This window comes from Deferrisoma camini S3R1, from assembly GCF_000526155.1.
GTDB classification, from domain to species: domain Bacteria; phylum Desulfobacterota; class Deferrisomatia; order Deferrisomatales; family Deferrisomataceae; genus Deferrisoma; species Deferrisoma camini.
Genome location: NZ_JAFN01000001.1, coordinates 175,582 through 196,877, shown reverse-complemented (window position 1 = coordinate 196,877; position 21,296 = coordinate 175,582). Strand labels below are relative to the sequence as shown.

The 21,296-nt window shown below is 70.4% G+C and carries 15 protein-coding genes; 11 read left to right on the top strand and 4 right to left on the bottom strand.

Features of this window, described 5'->3' with window-relative positions:
- Positions 1 to 90: 90 nt before the first annotated feature.
- From DEFCA_RS0100800 to DEFCA_RS0100750, 11 genes are all read left to right on the top strand, one after another.
- On the top strand, positions 91 to 1,251 hold the full coding sequence (locus tag DEFCA_RS0100800) for an ABC transporter substrate-binding protein (RefSeq protein ID WP_025321150.1): 1,161 nt from the start codon (positions 91 to 93) through the stop codon (positions 1,249 to 1,251).
- Between the two features lie 70 nt (positions 1,252 to 1,321).
- On the top strand, positions 1,322 to 2,236 hold the full coding sequence (locus DEFCA_RS0100795) for a branched-chain amino acid ABC transporter permease (protein WP_025321149.1): 915 nt from the start codon (positions 1,322 to 1,324) through the stop codon (positions 2,234 to 2,236).
- 182 nt (positions 2,237 to 2,418) lie between these two features.
- Complete coding sequence (locus DEFCA_RS0100790; protein WP_084318573.1) at positions 2,419 to 3,495, top strand: branched-chain amino acid ABC transporter permease; 1,077 nt, start codon at positions 2,419 to 2,421, stop codon at positions 3,493 to 3,495.
- An 8-nt stretch (positions 3,496 to 3,503) separates the two neighbouring features.
- Positions 3,504 to 4,271, top strand: a complete 768-nt coding sequence (locus tag DEFCA_RS0100785) for an ABC transporter ATP-binding protein (RefSeq protein ID WP_025321147.1) — start codon at positions 3,504 to 3,506, stop codon at positions 4,269 to 4,271.
- Positions 4,271 to 4,996 carry an ABC transporter ATP-binding protein gene (locus tag DEFCA_RS0100780; RefSeq protein ID WP_025321146.1) on the top strand — a complete coding sequence of 242 codons (726 nt, stop codon included), beginning with the start codon at positions 4,271 to 4,273 and terminating at the stop codon, positions 4,994 to 4,996. Before DEFCA_RS0100785 ends, DEFCA_RS0100780 begins: the two co-directional genes overlap by 1 nt.
- Before the next feature lie 164 nt (positions 4,997 to 5,160).
- The gene (locus DEFCA_RS20085) at positions 5,161 to 6,003 is read left to right on the top strand and encodes a flavodoxin family protein (protein ID WP_025321145.1); all 843 of its coding nucleotides are present in this window, start codon (positions 5,161 to 5,163) and stop codon (positions 6,001 to 6,003) included.
- Positions 5,988 to 6,743 (top strand): SIR2 family NAD-dependent protein deacylase, encoded by a 756-nt coding sequence (locus DEFCA_RS0100770; RefSeq protein WP_025321144.1) that lies wholly within the window; start codon positions 5,988 to 5,990, stop codon positions 6,741 to 6,743. Before DEFCA_RS20085 ends, DEFCA_RS0100770 begins: the two co-directional genes overlap by 16 nt.
- Positions 6,744 to 7,373: 630 nt before the next feature.
- Positions 7,374 to 8,549: a BMP family lipoprotein gene (locus tag DEFCA_RS0100765; protein ID WP_025321143.1), complete on the top strand. Its 1,176-nt coding sequence runs from the start codon at positions 7,374 to 7,376 to the stop codon at positions 8,547 to 8,549.
- Between the two features lie 376 nt (positions 8,550 to 8,925).
- A complete protein-coding gene (locus DEFCA_RS0100760; RefSeq protein ID WP_025321142.1) occupies positions 8,926 to 10,422 on the top strand; it encodes an ATP-binding cassette domain-containing protein in 1,497 nt (498 codons plus the stop codon).
- Positions 10,419 to 11,444, top strand: coding sequence for an ABC transporter permease (locus tag DEFCA_RS0100755; RefSeq protein WP_025321141.1), 1,026 nt, complete (start codon positions 10,419 to 10,421; stop codon positions 11,442 to 11,444). The genes DEFCA_RS0100760 and DEFCA_RS0100755 overlap by 4 nt, the downstream gene beginning before the upstream one ends.
- A complete protein-coding gene (locus DEFCA_RS0100750) occupies positions 11,441 to 12,421 on the top strand; it encodes an ABC transporter permease (protein ID WP_025321140.1) in 981 nt (326 codons plus the stop codon). The genes DEFCA_RS0100755 and DEFCA_RS0100750 overlap by 4 nt, the downstream gene beginning before the upstream one ends.
- Positions 12,422 to 12,466: 45 nt before the next feature.
- Here the strand turns inward: DEFCA_RS0100750 and DEFCA_RS0100740 are convergent, their stop codons facing one another.
- The 4 genes from DEFCA_RS0100740 to DEFCA_RS0100725 all read right to left on the bottom strand — a co-directional run bounded on the left by DEFCA_RS0100740 (position 12,467) and on the right by DEFCA_RS0100725 (position 21,076).
- Positions 12,467 to 13,681 (bottom strand): ATP-binding protein, encoded by a 1,215-nt coding sequence (locus DEFCA_RS0100740; protein WP_025321139.1) that lies wholly within the window; start codon positions 13,679 to 13,681, stop codon positions 12,467 to 12,469.
- Positions 13,682 to 14,007: 326 nt separating this feature from the next.
- On the bottom strand, positions 14,008 to 18,144 hold the full coding sequence (locus DEFCA_RS0100735) for a DEAD/DEAH box helicase (RefSeq protein ID WP_025321138.1): 4,137 nt from the start codon (positions 18,142 to 18,144) through the stop codon (positions 14,008 to 14,010).
- Positions 18,145 to 18,164: 20 nt separating this feature from the next.
- The gene (locus tag DEFCA_RS0100730) at positions 18,165 to 19,577 is read right to left on the bottom strand and encodes a M16 family metallopeptidase (protein ID WP_025321137.1); all 1,413 of its coding nucleotides are present in this window, start codon (positions 19,575 to 19,577) and stop codon (positions 18,165 to 18,167) included.
- Entirely contained in the window at positions 19,574 to 21,076 is a 1,503-nt protein-coding gene (locus DEFCA_RS0100725; RefSeq protein WP_245693406.1) for a M16 family metallopeptidase, read from the bottom strand. Before DEFCA_RS0100725 ends, DEFCA_RS0100730 begins: the two co-directional genes overlap by 4 nt.
- Between the last annotated feature and the right edge of the window lie 220 nt (positions 21,077 to 21,296).

The following is a 21,296-nucleotide window of genomic DNA, read 5'->3' as shown; positions in this document are numbered from 1 at the left end:
CACCCCGGTTTTCCTTTGCGTCTTGGGGGCTTTTTCCTCTATGATCCGCACCCCCTTTCCGATTCCTTCATCCACCGAAAGGAGGCGTCCATGCGAAGGTCCTGGATCCTGGCGGCAACCCTGGGGTTGGCCCTGGCCGTGCCGGCCTGGGCGGCCGACACCATCAAGATCGGGTTCAACATCCCCATGACCGGCGACATCCCCAAAGTGGGTGAGTCGTCCAAGTACGCGGCCGAGATGCTCCGGGAGGACGTCAACTCCAAGGGCGGCCTCAAGGTGGGGGACAAGACCTACAAGCTCGAGTTCATCTACGAGGACAACGAGTCCAAGGCCGAGTCGGCGGTGACCACGGCCTTGAAGCTGATCGAGCAGGACGAGGTGCTGGCCATCGTGGGGCCCAACTCCTCCAAGCAGGCCGTGCCCGCCGGCCAGGTGTGCGACGACAACGAGACCCCGATGATCTCGCCCTGGTCCACCAACCCCGACACCACCAAGGACCGGCCGTGGGTGTTCCGGGCCGCGTTCCTCGACCCGTTCCAGGGGCCGGTGGCCGTGGACTTCGCCACCAAGACCTTCCAGGCCAAGACGGCCGCCGTGATCTACGACCTCTCGAACGACTACTCCAAGGGCCTGGCCGAGATCTTCAAGGCCGACTTCGAGAAGAAGCACGGGGCCGGCTCGGTGGTGGCGTTCGAGAGCCACGGCACCAAGGACCAGGACTTCAGCGCCCAGCTCACCAAGATCATCGCGGCCAAGCCGGACTTCATCTTCGTGCCCGACAACTACAATCAGGTGGCCCTGATCGTGAAGCAGGCCCACAACCTGGGCTGGACCGGGCCGTTCATGGGGTCGGACGCCTGGGGCTCGGCCGAGCTGATGGAGCTGTGCGGCGACGACTGCAAGGGGCACTACTTCTCCACCCACTACGCCGCGGCCGGGGCCACCGGCGCCACCAAGGAGTTCATCGAGCGCTACCAGGCCAAGTACGGCTACACCCCTGACGACGTGGCCGCCCTGACCTGGGACGCCACCCGGATCGTGCTCCAGGCCATCCAGGACACCGGCGGCCTCACCGGCGACCTGGACAAGGACCGCAAGGCCGTCCGCGACGCCATGGCCGGCATCAAGGAGTTCGACGGCATCACCGGCAAGATGCGGTTCGACGAGCAGGGCGACCCGATCAAGTGCGCCGTGGTCGTGAAGATCAGCGACCAGGGCGAGTTCGTGTTCACCGAGTCGGTGTGCCCGTAGCCCCGTTGTGAGCCCCCGGGGGCGGCGGCCCGCCGCCCCCGGTTTGCTTCCTCTCCGAGCGAGGCGGACCGTGCTCTCCACCATCGTGCAGAACCTACTGAACGCCCTGCAGTGGGGCAGCTTCTACGCCCTGATCGCTCTGGGGTACTCCCTGGTGTACGGGGTGCTCCTGCTCATCAACTTCGCCCACGGCGACGTGTTCATGGTGGGCGCGTACATCGGGTTCTTCGTGGCCACCTTCCTGCTGACCCAGGCGGCCGGGCTGCCCGGCTGGGTGGTGCTGGCCGTGACCATCCCGGCCACCATGGCGCTCACCGCGGTGGTGGGGGTGACGCTGGAGCGGGTGGCGTACCGCCCCCTGCGTCGCAAGGGAGCGAACCGACTGTACGTGGTGATCACCGCCCTCATGGCCGGCCTGATCCTGGAGCACGGCAACCTGGCCCTGCTCGGCGCGAGCCGCAAGAAGTTCCCCGAGCTGATCAACGAGGTGGTGTACACGGTGGGCGGGGTCAGCTTCACCAACCTCAAGATCGCCGTGATCCTGGCGGCGCTCGTCGTGTTCGTGCTGCTGCACTTCATCGTGACCCGCACCAAGATCGGCATGGCCATGCGGGCCATCTCCTACGACAAGTTCGCCGTGCCCCTGATGGGCATCCCCATCGACACCGTGATCGTGTTCACGTTCATACTGGGCTCGTCCATGGCCGGGCTGGCCGGGGTGCTGTTCGCCATGTCCTACCCCGTGCTCGAGCCCTATATGGGGGCCCTGATCGGGTGGAAGGCGTTCATCGCGGCGGTGGTGGGCGGCATCGGCGACATCCGTGGGGCGTTCGTGGGGGGGTTCCTGCTGGGGGCCGTGGAGATCCTGGTGGTGGCGTTCTTCCCGAGCACGTTCCGGGACCTGATCGCGTTCACCGTGCTCCTGGTGATCCTCTCGCTCAAGCCCACCGGGCTGTTCGGGGTGGCGAAGACGACGAAAATTTAGGCTGGGAAGCTAGGAGGCTAGAAAGCTGGAAAGCTAGAAGGCTAGAAGGCTGGGAGGCTGGAAGGTCCCAATGATTCACGATTCACGATTTACGATTTACGGCCTTCCCGATTCACGGCAGTTCCCAACGACCGACGACCGCAGACTGACGACCGAAGACCGAAGACCGACCTTAAGGAACCATGACCTCACAACCCTCTAGCGTTGCGGTGCGGCCCGACGGGGCGGCCGCACGATCCACCGCGTTCCAGCGTTGGAGCGTGCCGGCCCTCACGCTCGCCGGCCTGGCCGTGCTCCTCTGGGTCGGCCAGAGCGGGGCCCTGACCAAGTACACCCAGACCGTGATCATGTTCATGGCCGTCAACGTGATCGTGTCGGCCAGCCTGAACCTGGTGAACGGATACATGGGCGAGTTCTCCTGCGGCCATGGCGGGTTCATGGCGGTGGGTGCCTACGTGTCGTCCGTGCTGGGGGTGCTCCTGTTCGCCAAGGATCGGGTGTTCGGCCCGCCCTTGCTGCCCCCCGAGTGGGCCCTGGTGGGGTTTCCGCTGATCGTGCTGGTGGGGGGGGTGGCCGCGGCCCTGGCGGGGCTGCTGGTGGCGATCCCGTCGTTTCGCACCCGGGGCGACTACCTGGCCATCATCACCATCGCGGCCAACTACATCGTGATCAGCGCGGTGGAGAACCTGGACGTGATCGGCGGGTCCCGGGGGTTCATGGGCATGAAGCGGGTCGTCAAGGCCATGGGCCGAGCCTGGGACCTGCCCTGGATGCTTCTGTGGTCGTTCGGGTTCGCCGTGTTCACCCTGTGGATCCTGCGGCGGTTCGTGTACTCCACCTACGGCAAGGGCGTGATGGCCATCTGCCAGGACGAGGTGGCGGCCGAGATCATGAGCGTGAACACGAACCGCATGAAGGTGGCCGCGTTCATGCTGAGCTCGGGCCTGGCGGGCGTGGCCGGGGGCCTGTTCGCCCACATCGTGGGGTACGTGAACCCCGGCTCGTTCGGCATCCTCAAGTCCACCGAGGCCCTGGTCATGGTGTACCTGGGGGGCATGGGCAGCCTGTCGGGCTCGGTTCTGTCCGCCGTGCTGTTCACCCTGCTCCTGGAGGCCCTCCGGCCGCTCCAGATCATCAAGTGGATCGTGATCCCGCTCCTCCTGATCCTCCTCATGCAGTTCCGGCCCGAGGGCATCCTGGGCAACCGGGAACTGGCGGACGTGTTCCCCCGCCTCCGGCGGTTCTTCCGGTTCAAGTGAGGGGAGCCATGGCGGTGCTGGAGATCCGGGACCTGACCCACTACTTCGGGGGGCTGTGCGCCCTCTCCCACCTGGATATCACCCTGGAGCCGGGCACCCTCACCGGGCTCATCGGCCCCAACGGCGCCGGCAAGACCACGGTGTTCAACCTGGTGAGCGGGTTCTACCGGCCCAGCCGGGGAGAGATCCGGTTCGCAGGCCGCAACATTGCGGGCCTGAAGCCCCACCAGGTCACGGCCCTGGGGGTGGCGCGCACCTTCCAGAACATCCGGCTGTGGAAGGACCTCACCGTGCTCGACAACATCCGGATCGCCCAGCACCACCGCCTGGGCTACGGGTTCGCGGACGCGGTGCTTCGCACCCGCCGGTTCCGGCGCAGGGAGGCCGAGATCGACGCCTACGCCCGGGAGCTGCTGGAGGTGCTGGAGCTGGGCCACGTGGCCGGCGAGCTGCCCAAGAACCTGCCCTACGGCCTCCAGCGCAAGGTCGAGCTGGCCCGGGCCCTGTCGGTGGAGCCCAAGCTCCTGCTGCTCGATGAGCCGGCCGCCGGGCTCAACACGACCGACGTGGAGGAGCTGATCCGTCACATCCGGTGGATCCGGGACCGGTTCGACGTGACCATCTGGATGATCGAGCACCACATGGACGTGGTCATGGAGCTGTGCTCCCACATCACCGTGATCGACTTCGGCCAGACCATCGCCTCGGGCACCCCGGAGGAGATCCGCACGAACCCGGCCGTGATCCAGGCCTATCTGGGAGACGACGAGATCTGATGCTTCTCGAGATCGAAAACCTGGTGGTCCGCTACGGCAGCATCGAGGCCCTCCACGGCATCAGCTTCACCGTGGACGAGGGCGAGGTGGTCACCCTGATCGGGGCCAACGGCGCGGGCAAGACCACCACCCTCCTGAGCATCTGCCGGCTGCCCCCGCCCGAGGCTCCCCGGGTGGCCGAGGGCGACATCCGGTTCGGGGGCCGGAGCATCCTGGGCGTGGAGCCCCACGACGTGGTCCGGGCGCTCAAGATGGCCCTGGTCCCCGAGGGCCGGCGCATCTTCGGGAACCTGACGGTGGAGGAGAACCTGGAGCTGGCCACCTATGCCCGCCGGGGAGACCCGGGCGTGGTCAAGGACCTGGAGCGCGTGTTCCAGCTGTTCCCCCGGCTCCGGGAGCGCCGTCGGCAGCGCAGCGAGTCGCTGAGCGGGGGCGAGCAGCAGATGCTGGCCGTGGGCCGAGCCCTCATGACCGGATGCCGGGTCTTGCTGCTGGACGAGCCCTCCATGGGCCTGGCTCCGGTGCTGAAGTACGAGATGTTCCGGGCCCTGAAACGGCTGAACCAGGAGGGGGTCACCATCCTCCTGGTGGAGCAGAACGCGGCCCTCGCGCTCAAGTTCGCCCACCGGGGCTACGTGCTCGACACCGGCCGCATCGTGGCCGAGGGCCCCACCGACCACCTCCTGTCCAACGAGGAGGTGAAGCGGGCGTATCTGGGAGGGTAGCCCCCTTCGGCCGCTGCGCGACCCTACAACGGGAGAAGGGTAACGTGCGTTGATCCGGGGCGAGCTGGAGACTAGAAACTAGAGACTAGAACGTGTGGAAATCCGTGAGGTTTTTGAGCCTCCCAGCTTTCTAGCCTCCCAGCCAGATTCACGGAGGGAATCCGATGAACGTCCTCGGTCTGAGTGCCAGTTGCCGCCGGTGGGGCAACACCGACATCCTCGTGCACACCGCCCTGCGGGGCGCGGCCGAAGAGGGGGCCGAGACCCGGTTCCTGCGGATCCCCGACCTGGAGCTGGGGCCCTGCGTGGGGTGCATGGCCTGCGTGTTCAAGGATCGGGACTGCGTGCGCAAGGACCGGCTCCCCGAGTTCCTCGAGGCCATGCGGTGGGCCGACGCGGTGGTGCTGGGCTCGCCGTGCTACGTGCTCGGCGCCACGGCCCAGATCAAGAACCTGCACGACCGGATGATCCGGTTCGGGATCCGCCGGGAGTTCGTCGGGAAGCCGGGCCTCGCCCTGGTGGCAGCCGGCGTGCCGGGGTGGGAGCCCCTGGCACTCGCCCAGGTGAGCCTGTTCTTCCTGTTCCTGGGCATGCCGGTGGTGGACCAGTTCATCGGCCACGCCCAGGGTCCCGGCGAGATCTTCGACGACCCGGCCGCCTGCGACCGGGCCCTGGAGGCCGGCCGGGCTCTGGGCCGGGGCGAGACCGCGTACCGGGGAGACCCGGGCCCCTGCCCGGTGTGCCACCTGGACCTGGTGACCACCCGGCCCGACGGCACGGCCCACTGCCTGCTGTGCGACCTGCCGGGCACGTGGGAGGACCGGAACGGCGGGAGGCGGTTCGTGCCGGCCCCGGGCGCCGAGCCGCGGTGGAGCGACCGGTCGATGCAGCATCACTTCTCGGACCGGATCCTGCCCTCGGGGCCCCGGTTCAAGGCCCGCATCCGGGAGATCCGCACACGCATCGAGGAGTTCCAAGAGGGAGGGCAGCCGTGGAAGAGCGCCTGAGCGAGGCGGCCAGGCTCATGGCCGTGCGCCGGCGGGTGGCGGTGCTCACCGGCGCGGGCATCAGCGTGGAGAGCGGGATCCCCGACTTCCGCAGCCGCGGCGGCCTGTGGGAGCGGTTCGACCCGGCCGAGTACGCCACCATCCAGGCGTTCCGGGCCGACCCGGCCAAGGTCTGGAAGATGCTGGCCGAGATGGAGGCCGTGCTGGACGCGGCCCGCCCCAACCCGGCCCACGAGGCCCTGGCCCGGCTGGAGCAGGCCGGGGTGGTCACGGGGGTGATCACCCAGAACATCGACGGCCTGCACCAGGCCGCGGGCAGCCGGAAGGTGGTGGAGTTCCACGGCAGTCATCGGACGCTCTCGTGTCTGGCGTGCGGGGCACGCATCTCCCGGAACGAGGCCCGGCAGCGCGGGCATCCGCCGGCCTGCGGGTGCGGGGCCCTGCTCAAGCCCGACGTGGTGTTCTTTGGCGAGCCGATCCCGGAGGGAGCCCTGCGCGAGGCCTACCGGGTGGCGGCCTCGTGCCGGGTGATGCTGGTGGTGGGGACCTCGGCCGAGGTGGCCCCGGCCAACCAGATGCCCTGGGTGGCCAAGCAGGCCGGCGCGGCCGTGATCGAGGTGAACCTGGCCCCCACCCACCTGACCGAGTCCGTGACCGACGTGTTCCTGGAGGGCAAAGCCGGCCGCGTGCTCCAGGACCTGGCCGACCGGACGATGGCCTTGGTAGAGACTAGAGACTAGAAACTAGAGACTAGGGTGGAGATCGCGGCTTGGAAGAATCGTCAGGCCCCGCGGGGCTCGGCAACGGGGAAGGGTAACGTTCAGTGATCCTGGGGCCTTGGCGGGGGCGTGGGGTCTGCTTCCGGCCGCGCGCGAAGCCGGGCATGAGATTCGCCGCGCAGGCACGGGACACAGGCGGGGGGGTCATGACAGTTTGGTGGGGCCTGAACGAATTCACGGTGCGAGCGTTGGAGGCGCTGCGCGGCGAGCCAAGGAGCCGCACGCGGCTCTCCAGCAGACCCCACGCCCACCGAGATTTGGCGCGGTTCGAGAGCCGCCTGGCCGCCACGCTGCCTAGTGTCATGGTTCGCAAGTTCGTGCATTCCCGAGGGGGTGGGGCTGGGGGCCCCTCCTTCGCTGAACGGCCTTGCAGGGGCCGCCTCGGCGCGGTCCGCTGCGGCGCGTGAGAGCACGCGCCGCGGCCGCACCGCTCGCGCCGGGCGGCCCGAGCTGCTCGGCCGTCGCGCTTCGTCGGAGCCCCCAGCCCCACCCCCGGAACGGATATACTTTTTTGGGGAACGGAACACTAGCGAAGGCCCTTTGGCCTTCTAGCTTTCCCACGGCGCTCCCTTCACACAGGAGGAAAGGACCATGCGCACGCTGACCAAGATCATCGCGCTCATCGCGGCGGCAGCGGTGTTCCTGCCGACCGGCGCCGGCGCGGGCACCTTCCGGTTCGGCCTGCTCCTGGTGGGCCCCTACAACGATCGGGGCTGGAGCCAGGCCCACTACGAGGCCGGCCGACGGATCGAGAAGGAGCTCCCGGGCACCGAGATGATCTACATCGACAAGGTGAACCCGGCCGATCGCCCCGGCGTCACCATCCCCCAGCTCGTGGACGACATGGTGGAGAAGGGGTGCCGCCTGATCATCGCCAACTCCGACGACATGAAGGACGGCATCGTGGAGGCGGCCCTGGAGCACCCGGACGTGTACTTCGTGCACGTGTCGGGCGACCACGTGCTGGCGGGCAACGCGCCCAAGAACCTGAGCAACCTCATGGGCAGGATGGAATACGCCAAGATGATGGCGGGGTTCGTGGCGGCGCTGACCACCCGCACGGGCAAGATCGGCTACCTCGGCCCCCTCATCAACGACGAGACCCGGCGGCTGGCCGTGTCCTCCTACCTGGGGGCCCGCTACGCCTGGGAGCACGTGCGCAAGCGCCCCGCCTCGGAGCTGAAGTTCCGGGTGAACTGGATCGGGTTCTGGTTCAACATCCCGGGCGTGACCGCCGACCCCACCCAGGTGGCCCAGAACTTCTTCAACTCGGGCTACGACGTGCTCGTGTCGGGCATCGACACCACCGAGGCCGTGGTGGTGGCCCAGCAGAAACGCAAGGAGGGCAAGGAGGTCTGGGCGGTTCCCTACGACTACGCCGGGGCGTGCGAGGGCGCGGGTGACGTGTGCCTGGGGGTGCCCTACTTCAACTGGTTCCCGGGGTACAAGATGCTGATTCAGCAGGCCATGGCCGGCAAGTGGAAGTCCCAGTGGCTGTGGCTGGGGCCCGACTGGAAGGACATCAACGACCAGGAGACCAGCTCGGTGGGGTTCCTGCCGGGCCCGGCCCTGTCGGCCGACGTACGCGCCCAGCTCGACGCGTTCGTCCGGGACCTGGGGGCCGGTAAGGTCAACCTGTTCCAGGGACCGCTCAACTACCAGGACGGCTCCCCGTTCCTGGCCGCTGGCCAGGCCGCCACGGACAAGCAGATCTGGTACATGAAGCAGCTCCTCCAGGGCATGGAGGGCCAGAGCAGCGCCAAATAGCGAGAGACTAGAGGCTGGATCTTGGGAGGCTCGGCCCGGTGGCCGACGGTTTTCGCCTCCCGGCTTCCCAGCCTTCTAGCTTTCTAGCCTTTTTCTGATTCCAACGAAAGTATTGCTAGGCTCGTGCCCCCTTCCCCTTGGGGAGTGCGGGGTGGGGGTCTGGTGGAGCGCCGGGTGCGGCCCCTCAGCTCGCCGCGCCCTCCGAAGGTCCGGACCGCCGCCGGATCCCAAGGGTTCCGCTATGGTGGCCCGGATCGACGCGCAAGCGGCGGCATGAGAAGGCGCGGCGATCGGATGCCGCCCTCGCGCCCGGCCGGAACCAGGCCCCCACCCCGCACCCTGGCAATACGTTTGAAGGTTTTAGTAGCCACAAAGCATGCACATCGTTCTGGACGACATCCACAAGCGGTACGGCCGGGTGCACGCCAACCGGGGCGTGAGCCTCGAGGTGCGCGCCGGCACCATCCACGGCGTGCTGGGGGAGAACGGCGCGGGCAAGAGCACCCTGATGCGGATCCTGGCGGGGTACACCCGTCCCACCTCGGGCCGGATCCTGCTCGAAGGCGACGAGGTCCGGTGGCGCACCCCGGCCGAGGCCGTGGCCCGGGGCGTGGGCATGCTGTACCAGGACCCCATGGACTTCCTGGCCATGACCGCCCTGGAGAACTACGCCCTGGGCCGGCCGTGGGTGCCCGCGCGGGAGCTCCGCAGGGACCTGGAGGCCCGGGCCGCCGAGCTCGGTTTCTCCGTGCACCCCGACATGCCGCTCGAGCGCCTGACCGTGGGCGAGCGCCAGCAGCTGGAGCTGCTGCGGCTGCTCAGCCTGGGCGTGGGGGTCTTGATCCTGGACGAGCCCACCACCGGCATCTCGGGGGTCCAGCGCGAGATCCTGTTCTCGGCGCTCCGGCGCCTGGCGGACGAGGGCCGCAGCGTGCTCCTGGTGTCCCACAAGCTTGAGGACGTGGAGGCCCTGTGCGACGAGATCACGGTGCTCCGCCAGGGCGCCGTGGCCGGCCGGGCCGAGCGGCCGTTCCGCACCCGGGAGCTGTTGGAGATGATGTTCGGCGAGCCGCCGGCCGTTCCCCGAAAGGTGGCGGGCGCCCCCGGTGCGCCGATCGTGTCGTTCCGGGACGCGTGGGCCACCGGCGGCCGGTCGGGCCTCCGGCGCTGCTCGGTCACGATCCGTGAGGGCGAGGTGGTGGGCCTCGCCGGGGTGGAGGGCGCGGGGCAGAACGTGTTCCTGCGCCTGGCCGCCGGACTGAGCCGGCCGTACCGGGGCGCCGTGGAGGTGTGCGGGGCCCCGCCGGGCGGGTACCGCCGGCTCCGGGAGCGCGGTGTGGCGTTCCTGCCGTCGGGCCGGCTCGAGGAGGGGCTCGTCCAGGGGCTCACCGTGCTGGACCACTTCGCCCTCGGCCGCCCCCGCATTCCCTTCCTGGCCCCCTGGCGGGGCGCGGAGGAGCGGGCCGAGGGGGCCATCCGCCGGTACCGGATCCGGGGGGAGCCGGGCACGCCGGTGGAGGCCCTGTCCGGTGGAAACCAGCAGCGGGTGCTGCTGGCCCTTCTGCCCGAACGGCCCCGCCTGCTCCTGCTGGAGAGCCCCACCCGGGGCCTGGACCTGGAGTCGGCCCACTGGGTGTGGGAGCAGCTCCTGGCCCACAAGGCCCGGGGGGCCACGATCGTGTTCAGCTCGCCCGAGCTGGACGAGATCCTCATGGTGGCCGAGCGCGTGCTGGTGTTCCACGACGGCCTCCTGGTGGCGGACGTGGCCGCCGCCGAGACCTCGGTGGCCGAGCTGGGAAGCGCCATCGCCGGGAAGACCGCGCCCTCCCCTGCCCGGCCGGCCGCCCCCTCCGCCACGGTCGAGGCCCCATGAGGACCCGGGCCTTCGAGATCCTGGCGGCGGCCGGGCTGGTCCTCGCCTTCACCACCGGCGTGCTGCTGCTCACCGGCGCCCCGCCCCTGGAGGCGTTCGCCCTTCTCGTCCGGGGATCCTTCGGGTCGGTGTCGAAGCTCGCCCGGGTCCTCACCGTGTGGGTGCCGCTGACCCTGTGCGCCTGCGGGCTCATCTACACGTTCCGGATCGGCCTGTGGAACATCGGGGTCGAAGGCCAGGTGATCCTGGGGGCGGTGGGCGCCACCTGGGCCCTGCGTGCCGGAGCCGGCCACGTGCCGCCGGGGGTGCTCCTGGCCCTGGCCATGGCGGCCGGGGTGCTCCTGGGAGCCGGGTGGTCCCTGGCCGCCGGGGTGCTGCGCACCCGCGGAGGCGTCAACGAGATCTTCGCCGGGCTGGGGCTGAACTTCGTGGCCCAGGGCATCGTGCTGTGGCTCATCTTCGGCCCGTGGAAGCGGCCCGGGGTGGCCTCCATGAGCGGCACCGTGCCGTTCCCCCCCGAGCTGTGGCTGCCCAACTTCTCCTGGGGGCGCCTCTCGCCCGTGGCCCTGGGCTGCGCGGTCGGCGCCCTCGTCCTCACGGCTTGGCTCCTGGGCCGCACCCGGGTGGGGCTGTTCCTGCGAGCCGTGGGGGGCAACCCCCGGGCCGCCCATCTGCTGGGGCTGCCCCCCGAGCGGTACCTGCTGCTGGCCATGGCCCTGGCCGGGGGCATGGCGGGGCTGGCCGGGGTGATCCAGGTGACGGCGGTCTACCACCGGCTGATCCCGGCCATCTCCAGCAACTACGGCTACCTGGCCCTCCTGGTGACCATGCTGGCCGGGTTCCGGCTGGGGCCGGTGGCGCCGATCGCCCTGTTTTTCGCCGGCCTGAACGTGGGCAGCGTCCAGCTGCCCATGGCCCTGCAGCTCGACTCGTCCCTGAGCGGCGTGATCCAAGGGGCCTCGGTGCTGGCAGTGCTGCTCGCCCAGGGGTGGGGCGTCCACCGGGCGCGGAGGCAGGCATGAACGAGTTCTCCCTCGTGCTCCTGGCCGCCAGCGTGGTGGCCACGGCCGCCCCGATCCTGCTCGCATCCCTGGGGGAGACCCTCACCGAGCGCGCCGGGCTGATCAACCTCTCCCTGGACGGCACGATCCTGCTGGCGGCCATGGCCGCTTTTGCGGTGGCCCACGACACGGGGAGCGTGGCCCTCGGGTTTGCCGCTGCCGCGGCCGTGGGTGGGGCCGTGGCCGCCCTGGTGGGGTTCGCCGGCGTGGTCCTGGGGGTGTCTCAGGTGGCCGTGGGGTTCGTGCTCACCCTGATGTGCCGGGATCTGGCGTACTTCCTGGGCAACCCCTACTCCCGGATCCAGGGACCCCAGGTGCCGCCCCTGCCGGTGCCGGGCCTCGCGGACCTGCCGGTGCTGGGGCCGGTCCTGTTCCGCCACAACGCCGTGGTGTACCTGAGCCTGGTCCTGATCCCGGCCCTGTGGTGGGTCCTGTACCGCACCAAGTGGGGCCTGGAGGTCCGGGCGGTGGGCGAGCACCCCGAGGCGGCCTACGCCCGGGGCATCGCGCCGCGGCGGGTGCAGATGGTGTGCGCGGTGGTTGGCGGGGCCTTGGTGGGCCTGGCGGGCGCGGCCTACTCCCTGGCCCTGAAACCGGGGTGGGGCCGGCCCCAGGGCGCCGAGGGCATCGGCTGGATCGCCCTGGCGCTCGTGATCTTCGGGGGCTGGCACCCCGTCAAGGTGGCCCTGGGAGCCGTGCTGTTCGCCCTGCTCCAGGTGGCGGGCATCCCCCTCCAGGAGGCGTTTCCATCGGTGCCGGCCCAGGTGTTCCAGGTGGCCCCGTTCCCCTTGATGATCTTCACCCTGCTGTTCATGGGGCTGAGCCAACGGGAGTCGGTGGAGCGGTGGGCGGCGGGCCGGCCGTGGGCCCGGCGCCTGGTGCGGGCCTTCCGCGGCGCCGCCCCCCGGGCTCTTGGCCGGCCGATGGAGGGGGGGTAGGGGCGGGGCCGATGGTCGGCCCGGATCGCGAACTGGAGCTCGCTCCTACAGGAAAGGGGAGGTTCCCCTCGGCTGCCACGACGATCCAACCCACGGCCACCACCAAGGCACCGCGACCACTTTGGAATGGAGCCATCGCACCTGGCTGCCTCCGTGCAGAAGGACCCCCCGAAAGACCGAGGGTTCCGCCTCTTGGAGGCGGAGCAACCCCTTCGCGTCCCGAAGGGTGGGGTTTGTAGTCGCCTTCACCTCGACCGCCAGCGCCCTTCTTCCCCTCTCCACCACAAAATCCACTTCTGCACCGGTGCTCGTTCTCCAGAACAGGACCCGGGCAGGGGGCACCGAAAGTCCGGCCGCCGCCTTCAGGTGGAGGTACACCAGCCCCTCCAAAAAAGCACCCCGTTCCCTCGCGGCCAGGATCGAACTCGCATCGTGATACCCGGCGAGAAACGCGCTCAGTGCCGGGTCGAGGAAAAAGACCTTTGGAGACTTCGTCACCCGCTTGAGCCGGCTCGACAGAAACGGCCGCACCCGGGTGACGACGTGGGTGACCTCGAGCAGCTTGACGTATCGGTGGACCGTCGGCTGGCTCATGCCGCACGCCCTTGCCAGCTCCGTCTGGTTCAGGACGTTTGCGCTCCGCAGGGCCAACGCCTCCATCATGCGCCGGAAATCCACCAGGGACTCTATTTGGGAAAGCGCCCGGAGATCCCTTTCCAGGTAGGTCCGAACATATCCGTCCCACCAGCGAACCGCCTGGTCGGTCCTCTCGAAGGCCATGACCGGCGGCATGAGCCCCCGGAGCAGAAACGGTGTCGAGTCCAATGTTCCGGCATCCTGTTCCCGAAGCTCCAGATCGGGGTCCCAGAGCCCCTCCCAACGCTCCGGCGGCCCGGCCTCGGCCTCCTCGGACCACGTCATCGGTCCGAGCTCGAAATAGGCGGCACGGCCCGCCAGCGACTCGCTGACCTTCTCCATCAGCAGGATGTTGGAGGAACCCGACAGAATGAACCGCCGCGCCCGCTCCGAAGTGTCCACCGCCAACTTGACCGCCGAGAATACCGCCGGCTCCAACTGGGCCTCGTCGATCACGACCCGGTCGAGCCCCTTCCAGATCGAGGCGGGGTCCTCCCGCGCCTGGACCCGGATGGCTGGGTCGTCCAGGGAGCGGTAGGCGAACTCGCCGAACTCGTGGCGAAGCAGCGTGCTCTTGCCCACCTGCCGAGCGCCGGTGAGCACCACCACGGGGAACGCCGCCACCGCGTCCCGGATCGGGCCGCCCAGCCAGCGTTTTTTGTATTTCCATTCTGATTTTGAATAATTTTCATTCATGCCACAAAAGTGCCATGTTCGCCGCCCCGTTGCAAGCGATCCGTGATGGGCCTGCGGCCCGATGTAAGGCTGGAACGGCTGGAAAGCTCGAAACCCGCCGCGATCTCCCAGCATTCCAAGAGTGATCACGCCTCCTTGGCGTCACCTCACGGTCTCGGGGCGAGGGGCCTGTGGAGAGCCGAGCGCGGCCCCTTGTCCCGGCCCCTCCGGATAGATCTTGGTTTGAACGCAACTTGGTCTGACCCGTCAGCCCCCTACCCTCCACGCAGCAGCTCCATGAGCTCCTCCAAGGAGAACCGGGGGGAGTCGGAGCCCGCGAGGATCCCCTCGGCCAGCTCCTTCTTGCGGGCATGGAGATCCACGATTTTGTCCTCGATGGTCCCCCGGGCCACCAGCCGGTAAATGGTGACCGGTTTGGTCTGGCCGATGCGGTGGGCCCGGTCCGAGGCCTGGTTCTCCACCGCGGGGTTCCACCACGGATCCAGGTGGATCACGTAGTCGGCGGCGGTCAGATTGATGCCGGTGCCCCCAGCCTTGAGGCTGATCAGGAACAGATCCCCCTCCCCCGCCTGGAACGCGTCGATCCACCGCTGGCGCTGGCGCGAGGGGGTGGAGCCGTCCAGGTACTGGTAGGGAACGCCCCGGGCGTCCAGGTACTCCCGGACCACCGTGAGGTGATCCACGAACTGGCTGAACACCAGGGCCCGGTGGCGGTTCTCCCGCAGCTCCTCCACCAGTTCCCCGAACGCCTCCAGCTTCGATCCGGCCAGGTCCGCGTCGGGGACCACCAGCCTGTGGTGGCAGCAGGCCCGGCGCAGGCGCATCAGCTCGGCCAGCACGGCCACGCGCTTCTGGGCCTCGGGGCCGTCGTCCGCGCGCTCCAGGTGCTCCAGGGCCCGGATCCGAAGGGCCTCGTACAGGGCCTTTTCCTTCTCGGTCAGGTCCACCCGCAGCACCGTCTCGGTGCGGGGCGGCAACTCCTTCAGAACCTGGTCCTTGGTCCGGCGAAGCAGGAACGGCCCCACGAGCCTTCGCAGCCGCTCCCGCGCCCGGTCGTCGCCGCTGCGTTCGATGGGCAGCACGAACCGCTCCCGGAAGCGTTTCTGGGAGCCGAGGAGCCCCGGGTTCAGGAACCGGAACAGGGACCAGAGGTCGCCCAGATGGTTCTCGATGGGCGTGCCGGTCAGGACCATCCGGAACCGGCCTTGCAGCCGCAGGGCCGCCCGGGTCTGGAGCGCCGCCGGGTTCTTGATGGCCTGGGCTTCGTCCAGGACCACGGTCTCCCACTCCACCCCGGCCAGTGCGTCCGCCTCCCGCCGTAGGAGGCCGTAGCTCACGATCACCAGATCGTGGGGCCCCAGGCCTTCCAGGAGCCGCTGCCGGTCGTCCGCCTCGGAGAACACGTGAACCCGCAGCTCCGGGGTGAACCGGCGGGCCTCCTCGGCCCAGTTGGGCCCCACCGAGGTCGGGGCCACCACCAGGGTCGGGCCGTTCGAAGCCCTGCGGGCGATCACGGCCAGGGCCTCCACGGTCTTGCCCAACCCCATGTCGTCGGCCAGGCAGGCGCCGGCCCCCCAGTGGGCCAACCGGCACAGCCAGCGAAACGCCTCGAGCTGGTACGGCCGGAGCTCACCCCGGAACCCGTCGGGGAGCTCCGGCTCCAGCCGGGCGGCCTCCCGGATGCGCTGCAGGTGCTCCTTCCACGTCCGGTCGGTACGGAACCCTCCCGCCTCCCCGGCCACCTCTTCGAGCATGGGCGCGGCCAGCGACGGCATCCGCAACCCCCGGCCGTGCCGCTCCAGGAGCGCGTCGAGGTCCTCCAGCCTCCGGCGAAACGCCTCGGTCAGCGCCAGGAACCGCCCCTCCCCCAGGGGCACGAACCGGCCCGGAGCCTCCCGCAGGTGTTCCAGGACCTCCCGCATGGCCACCACCTGGTCCTCGTCGACATCGATCTCCCCCGACACCGCGAACCAGTGCTCCCCGCCCCGAACCGAGACCCGCAGGGCGTCGGGGGTGAGCGGCTTCGACACCCGGATCTCCTCGCCCTCGGGCCACTCGACCCCGATCCGGTCGCCCAGGTCGTGGAGGAACAGGAGCAGGTCGAGGGCCTCGTGGGTCGTGGGGACCTCCCAGTCCCACCGGTCGCCCCTCAGATCGCCGAGCCCGGGGCAGCCGCTCAGCACCTCGGCCACCCGGCGCTTCTCGGCCGCCAGATCCCGGCGGACCGCCCGCCGTCTGCCGGCCACGGCGGCCACCAGGGTGGCATCGCCCTCCCCCGGCCGAACGAACGGGCCCTCCGTCCCGAACGGCCGGAACCCGGCCTCGACCGTCAGCCCCTTCCCTTGGGGCCTCAGGCGCAGCCGCACCCGGTCGTCCGCCTCCTCCACCTCCACGCCGGTTCCCACGCCCTCCACCTCGGAACGGACCGTGAGGAACGGCGCCACCCCGCCGATCGCCTCACGGAGGCGCTCCAGCCCCGATGTCGGCACCGTGAGCCCCGATCCGATCACGGCCGCGATCCGGCGGTGCACCGGCCCGGCCTCCACCAGCCGGATCCGACGGGGGCCGTCCGCTTCCACCACCGAGCCCATGAGGTGGGGAATGTGGGGCACGAGCCGCACCCGGTACCCGCCCCGCGTCCGGGTCACCTCGAGCACCGGCTCCTCCACCACCACCTCGATGGGGGTGTGGGGATCGTGGGCCCATACGACCCTCGGATGGCCCACCAGGGCCTTGAGGAGCAGGCCGGCATCCGCACCGCTCCAGTAGCTCAGGGGATCGCCGTACCGGCGTCCCTTGCGCAGCAGGGCGAACAGAACCCTCTCGTCCTCGGGGGGCAGGGCCTCGGCGCACACCAGACGGTCGAGGTGCCGGTACGGATCGATCCTCCGCCCCTTCGTCCATCCCTTGCCCCGGCGGGTCCGCTTCTGCTCCCGCACCTCCAGGCGCACCCCGGATCCGACCAGTTCCAGGCACCACACGACCCGGGTGTCCGGCGCGGCTTCGGGGCGGCCGGAGTCCGTGGCATCGGCCACCCCGCCCAGGGCCTCCAGCGCGGTCTCCCACGGCTCGGTGGGCTGAAGCAGCTCCGCCAGGGGCCGGAGTCCGGCCTCCCGGAAGAACTCCTCCGCCGCCTTGCCCACCTCCGGAGGGGCGTTCGTTCGCAGGCTCTGCAGGTACGACGCCTCGGCCGCGATCCACAGCAACCCCCCTTCGGCCGCCCGGGTCCGGATCCGTTCGAGCGCCTTCCACGGGAACCGCTCCCCCTTGCCGCGGTCCCAACGGCGTGCGATGCACTCGAACAGGTCGTAGGGATGGTCCCCCGCCACGCCCCCGGCGTCCACATCGACGGCCTCGGCCTCGCCCCGCCGACCCAGCCGTTGGAGAACAATGCGATGGAGCCGCTGGAGCGTCGGCCGGAAAGCCCCCTTTCCTTGCTTGAGCAGGAGTAGCCGCTCCTCCGCCGCTTCCGCATCCTCCCGGCGTCCGGTGCTAAGCAGGGCTGCCACCTGGAACAGGCCCGGGATCTCGCGCAGGGCCGGTTTTTTCCTCCCCCTTGCGCCCTTCTCCAGCAACCGCTCCGCCTCGGCGAACCGCTCCAAGGCCTCGGCCGGCCGGCCCCTCATACAGGCCACCATCCCGAGGATGCTCAGGGTGTCCAAGCTCGGTTCCAGGGCGGAGATCACCTCCTCTGCCAGTTCCGGAAGGCCGATCCACAGGTAGTGGGTGGCGAGGAAGCAGGCCATCCAGGGGGAAGCCCTTCCTTGGCGGAGCATCTCCTCCATCACGCCCAGGTACTCGGCCTCGTTCCGGAACCGGCAGAACCCGTCCCAAACCACCTCCGAGAGCACCTCGTGGAGGAGCTGGTCCGGAAGTCGGAGCAGATCCTCCGGGTCGAACAGACGATCCAGCACCCAGCGGTAGGGGTGGAGCCGGGCCGCGTCCTTGGGGAACCGGTCCATCGCCGCCTGGGCAAGCTCGCTGGCCTCGGACAGCACGCCCCCCAGAAGGGCGACTCGCAGTTCGCGCTCCAACTGATCCCGGTCCCAGAGCCAGGAGTGCAGGGGAAAGCCCCGCGGCTCAAACGCCACTGCGGCGATCTGGGCGATCTCGTAGTGCCCCTGCCGCACCAGCCTGCGGACGAGGTGGTGCTCCAGCTCGGGGGCGCAGGAGAACCGTCGGCCTTTCTTTTGGATCAGGCCGTCCGCGGCCAGGCGGTTGAGGGCTGCCCGGGCCCGTTTCGACGAGCAGATCTCCGCCAGGGACGCCACGTCGACCAACTCCCCCAGTCCCTTGGGCGCCGGCACCACGGCGATCAGCTCCAGGATCTGAAGCTCGTGCTCCTCCAGCCCCTGCAGGCGTTTCTCGACCGAGAGGTCGGGTTCCGGCATCGTCGTCCTCCGGTTGGCAGTCATTTCTCCACCCGCACCACCTCCACCGTGCCCAGGCGGGTCCACCGAGGGTCGGCCGGGTCCAGATCGCCCACCAGCACCCACACGCCCCGGCTCGGGTCCAGGTGGGTCCGGGCCGCGCGGCGGGCCGACTCCACGGTCACGGCGGCCACGGCCTCGGGGTACCGATCCCCCAGGTCCAGGGGCAGGCCGTCCAGCAGGTTCCCCATGCGGTCGCGCACCAGGTTGGCCGGATCGTCGTACCGGAACACGTACCGGGTCACGAGGCTCCGGCGCGCCTGGGCCACCTCGGCCGGGCTCAGGGTGTCGGCCAGGCGCCGCACCTCGGCCGCCATCAGCTCCACCACCTGGCCCACGGTCTCGGTCTTGGTCAGGCCGTAGGCGCCCAGCACCCCGAAGGACGGCAGGGCCTGGTAGAAGCTCCCCACGCTGTACGCGAGCCCCCGGTTGGACCGGATCTCCCGCACCAGCCGGGATCCGAACCCTCCGGCTCCGAGCAGATGATCGCACACCTCCATGGGCCCGAAGTCCGGGGCGGTGCGTTCCGGCCCGAGCCAGGCCCACACCACCGTAGCCTGGGGCAGGGGCCGGGGAACCACCACCGCGACGGGGGCAGGCTCCTCGGGCGGGGGAAGCCGGGGGAATGCGCCGCCGTCCCGGGGCAGACCGCCCAGCAGCTCGGCCAGCCGGCGGCCCAACCGGTCGGGGTCGAAGTCCCCCACCGCACCCACGGTCCAGGCGCCGGCGCCCACGAGCCGCCGGTGCAGGGCCACCACGTCCTCCCGGGAGATCCGAGCCACCGACCCCTCGGTGGGGGTCTGGCCACGGGGATGGCCCCGAAACAGCGCCCGCCGCATCTCCCGGAACGCCAGGCTCTGGGGGTCGTCCTCCTCCCGCCGGAGCCCCTCGGCCACCTGGGCCCTGGCCCAGTCCACCCGGTCGGGCCGGAACGCCGGGTCCCACAGGAGCCGGGCCAGGAGATCCAGGCCCCGGTCCAGGTCGTCGGGCAGCACGGTCAGGGAGATCCAGCCCTTGTCCCGGCCCAACCGGAGCTCGAGCTCCATGCCCCGGCTCTCCAGGGCCTGGTCGAAGGCCTCGGGGGAGAGGTCCCCGGCACCGCCGGTGCGCCAGGCCAGGCTCGCCACCCGGGCCAGGCCGGCCTTGTCGGGGGGGTCGTACACCTCGCCGGCCCGCACGGCCAGGTACAGCCGCACCAGGGGCACGTCGTGGTCCTCCACCCAGAACCACGCCGGCCCCTGCCCCAACGAGCCCTGGCCCACCCGGATCTCGGGCAGCCGGGGCGGGGGGAACTCGGCGGTCCGGGGATCCAGGGGCCGCCGGCCGGCACAGGCCGCGAGCCCGAGCGCGGCGAGGACGAGGACGGCTTTCCGGAAACACCCCTTCGTGCTCATCGGTCCTCCTCCGGGCGGGGCCGCAGCACCACCACGGTGCGGTTCTGGGGGGTCAGGTACCGGCGGGCCACCGCGGCCACCTCGTCGGGGGTGATGGTCCGGAGGACCCGGGGGTGCTCCTCGATGTAGCGCCAGTCGCCGGTCAGAGCCTGGAAGTAGGCGAGCCGCCGTGCCAGCCCCGAGTTGGACAGCAGGCTACGCACCCGCGAGGCCTCGAGCCGGCGAAGCACCCGCTCCAGCTCCTCGGGGGTGGGCGGCTCCCGGCCCAGCCGGTCCAGCTCGGCCAGGAGCGCCCGCTCGGCCTCGTCCACGCCCACCCCCTGCAGCGGGGTCAGGAACACCGCGAACAGATTGGGGTACCGGGCGCCCGGCAGCCCGTTGGCCGCGCTCACCGAGGCGGCCACCCGCTGCCGGTCCACCAGCTCGCGCACCAGCCGCGAGCTTCGGCCGTCGGTCAGCACGGCCTCGATCACGTCGAACACGTAGTCGTCCCGGTGGGGCAGGGTGGGCTTATGGAACGCCACCACCAGCCGGGGCTCGGCGTCGAACCACACCTCGGCCCGCCGGGGCCCCTGCTGGGGGGGCTCCCGGGTGATCGGCCGGCGCGACACCCCCCGGGCCGGCAGGTCGCCGAAGTACCGCTCCACCAACCGGAAGAAGGCGGGGGGGTCCACGTCGCCCACCGCCACGATCACGGCGTTGTCGGGCCCGTAGTAGTCCCGGAAGAACCGCCGGGTGGCCTCCAGGTCCAGGGTCTCCAGGTCGGCCGGCCAGCCGATCACGGGGTCCCGGTAGGGGTGGGCCCGGAACGCCGTGGACAGCAGGGTCTCGTAGAGCCGGCCGTCCGGGTCCGACCCGTAGCGCTGGCGCCGCTCCTCCACCACCACGTCGCGCTCCACGTAGTACTCCCGCAGCACCGGGTCGCGCATCCGCTCCGACTCGATCCGGGCCCACAGCTCCAGCCGGTTCGAAGGCAGGCTCACGATGTAGCTGGTGAGGTCCGAGCTGGTGAACGCGTTGAACCCCACGGCCCCGTTGCGGGTGTAGATGGCGTCGATCTCGTCCTTGAGCACCAGCGACCGGTGCTCCTCCTGCAGCCGCCGGAGCTCCGCCCGCAGGCGCTCGACCTCCTGGGGGTCGGCCCGGTCCCCCTTGCGCCGTTCCCGGTCCAGGGCCCGCCCCACCCGCTCGATCTGCCGCAGCAGGGGCTCCTCCCTCTGCCAGTCCCGGGTTCCCAGGGTCCGGGTTCCCTTGAACAGGAGGTGCTCCAGCAGGTGGGCCATGCCGGTGTAGCCCGACGGCTCGTCCACCCCGCCGACCCGGAAGGTCATCTGCAGGCTCACCACCGGTGCCACCCCCCGCCGCAGGGCCAGCACGGTGAGCCCGTTCGCCAGGCGGTGCTCCTGCACCCGGCCCTCGAGGGAGCCCCCGGGGTTGGCCGCGGCCGTGGCGGCGGCCACCAGGCAGATCGCCAGGGCCCACGCGGCCCGCCGGGGCAACGAAAGAGTCCGCAATCTCCTCGCCGTTCCCATCACGTCGCACGCCCTCCTGGGCCCGGTCTCGTCCCGGGCCGGTGAAGGTTTGGGGCCGCGATCGTACCGGGTTCGCCGCGGGCCGGCAACCGGCTCTGGTCGGCCGTTGCGGCCCCGTGTTACGCTTCCGCCCGGCCCCAAGAACACGAACCGGGCGGCGGCCCCCTTCCGCCGCCCTGCCGTCAAG

Excerpts from the sequence above, each read along its gene's own strand:
- DEFCA_RS0100800 (WP_025321150.1), top strand. The coding sequence starts at position 91 with ATGCGAAGGTCCTGGATCCTGGCGGCAACCCTGGGGTTGGCCCTGGCC.
- DEFCA_RS0100790 (WP_084318573.1), top strand. The coding sequence starts at position 2,419 with ATGACCTCACAACCCTCTAGCGTTGCGGTGCGGCCCGACGGGGCGGCC.
- DEFCA_RS0100785 (WP_025321147.1), top strand. The coding sequence starts at position 3,504 with ATGGCGGTGCTGGAGATCCGGGACCTGACCCACTACTTCGGGGGGCTG.
- DEFCA_RS0100780 (WP_025321146.1), top strand. The coding sequence starts at position 4,271 with ATGCTTCTCGAGATCGAAAACCTGGTGGTCCGCTACGGCAGCATCGAG.
- DEFCA_RS20085 (WP_025321145.1), top strand. The coding sequence starts at position 5,161 with ATGAACGTCCTCGGTCTGAGTGCCAGTTGCCGCCGGTGGGGCAACACC.
- DEFCA_RS0100765 (WP_025321143.1), top strand. The coding sequence starts at position 7,374 with ATGCGCACGCTGACCAAGATCATCGCGCTCATCGCGGCGGCAGCGGTG.
- DEFCA_RS0100760 (WP_025321142.1), top strand. The coding sequence starts at position 8,926 with ATGCACATCGTTCTGGACGACATCCACAAGCGGTACGGCCGGGTGCAC.
- DEFCA_RS0100755 (WP_025321141.1), top strand. The coding sequence starts at position 10,419 with ATGAGGACCCGGGCCTTCGAGATCCTGGCGGCGGCCGGGCTGGTCCTC.
- DEFCA_RS0100750 (WP_025321140.1), top strand. The coding sequence starts at position 11,441 with ATGAACGAGTTCTCCCTCGTGCTCCTGGCCGCCAGCGTGGTGGCCACG.
- DEFCA_RS0100735 (WP_025321138.1), bottom strand. The coding sequence starts at position 18,144 with ATGCCGGAACCCGACCTCTCGGTCGAGAAACGCCTGCAGGGGCTGGAG.
- DEFCA_RS0100730 (WP_025321137.1), bottom strand. The coding sequence starts at position 19,577 with ATGAGCACGAAGGGGTGTTTCCGGAAAGCCGTCCTCGTCCTCGCCGCG.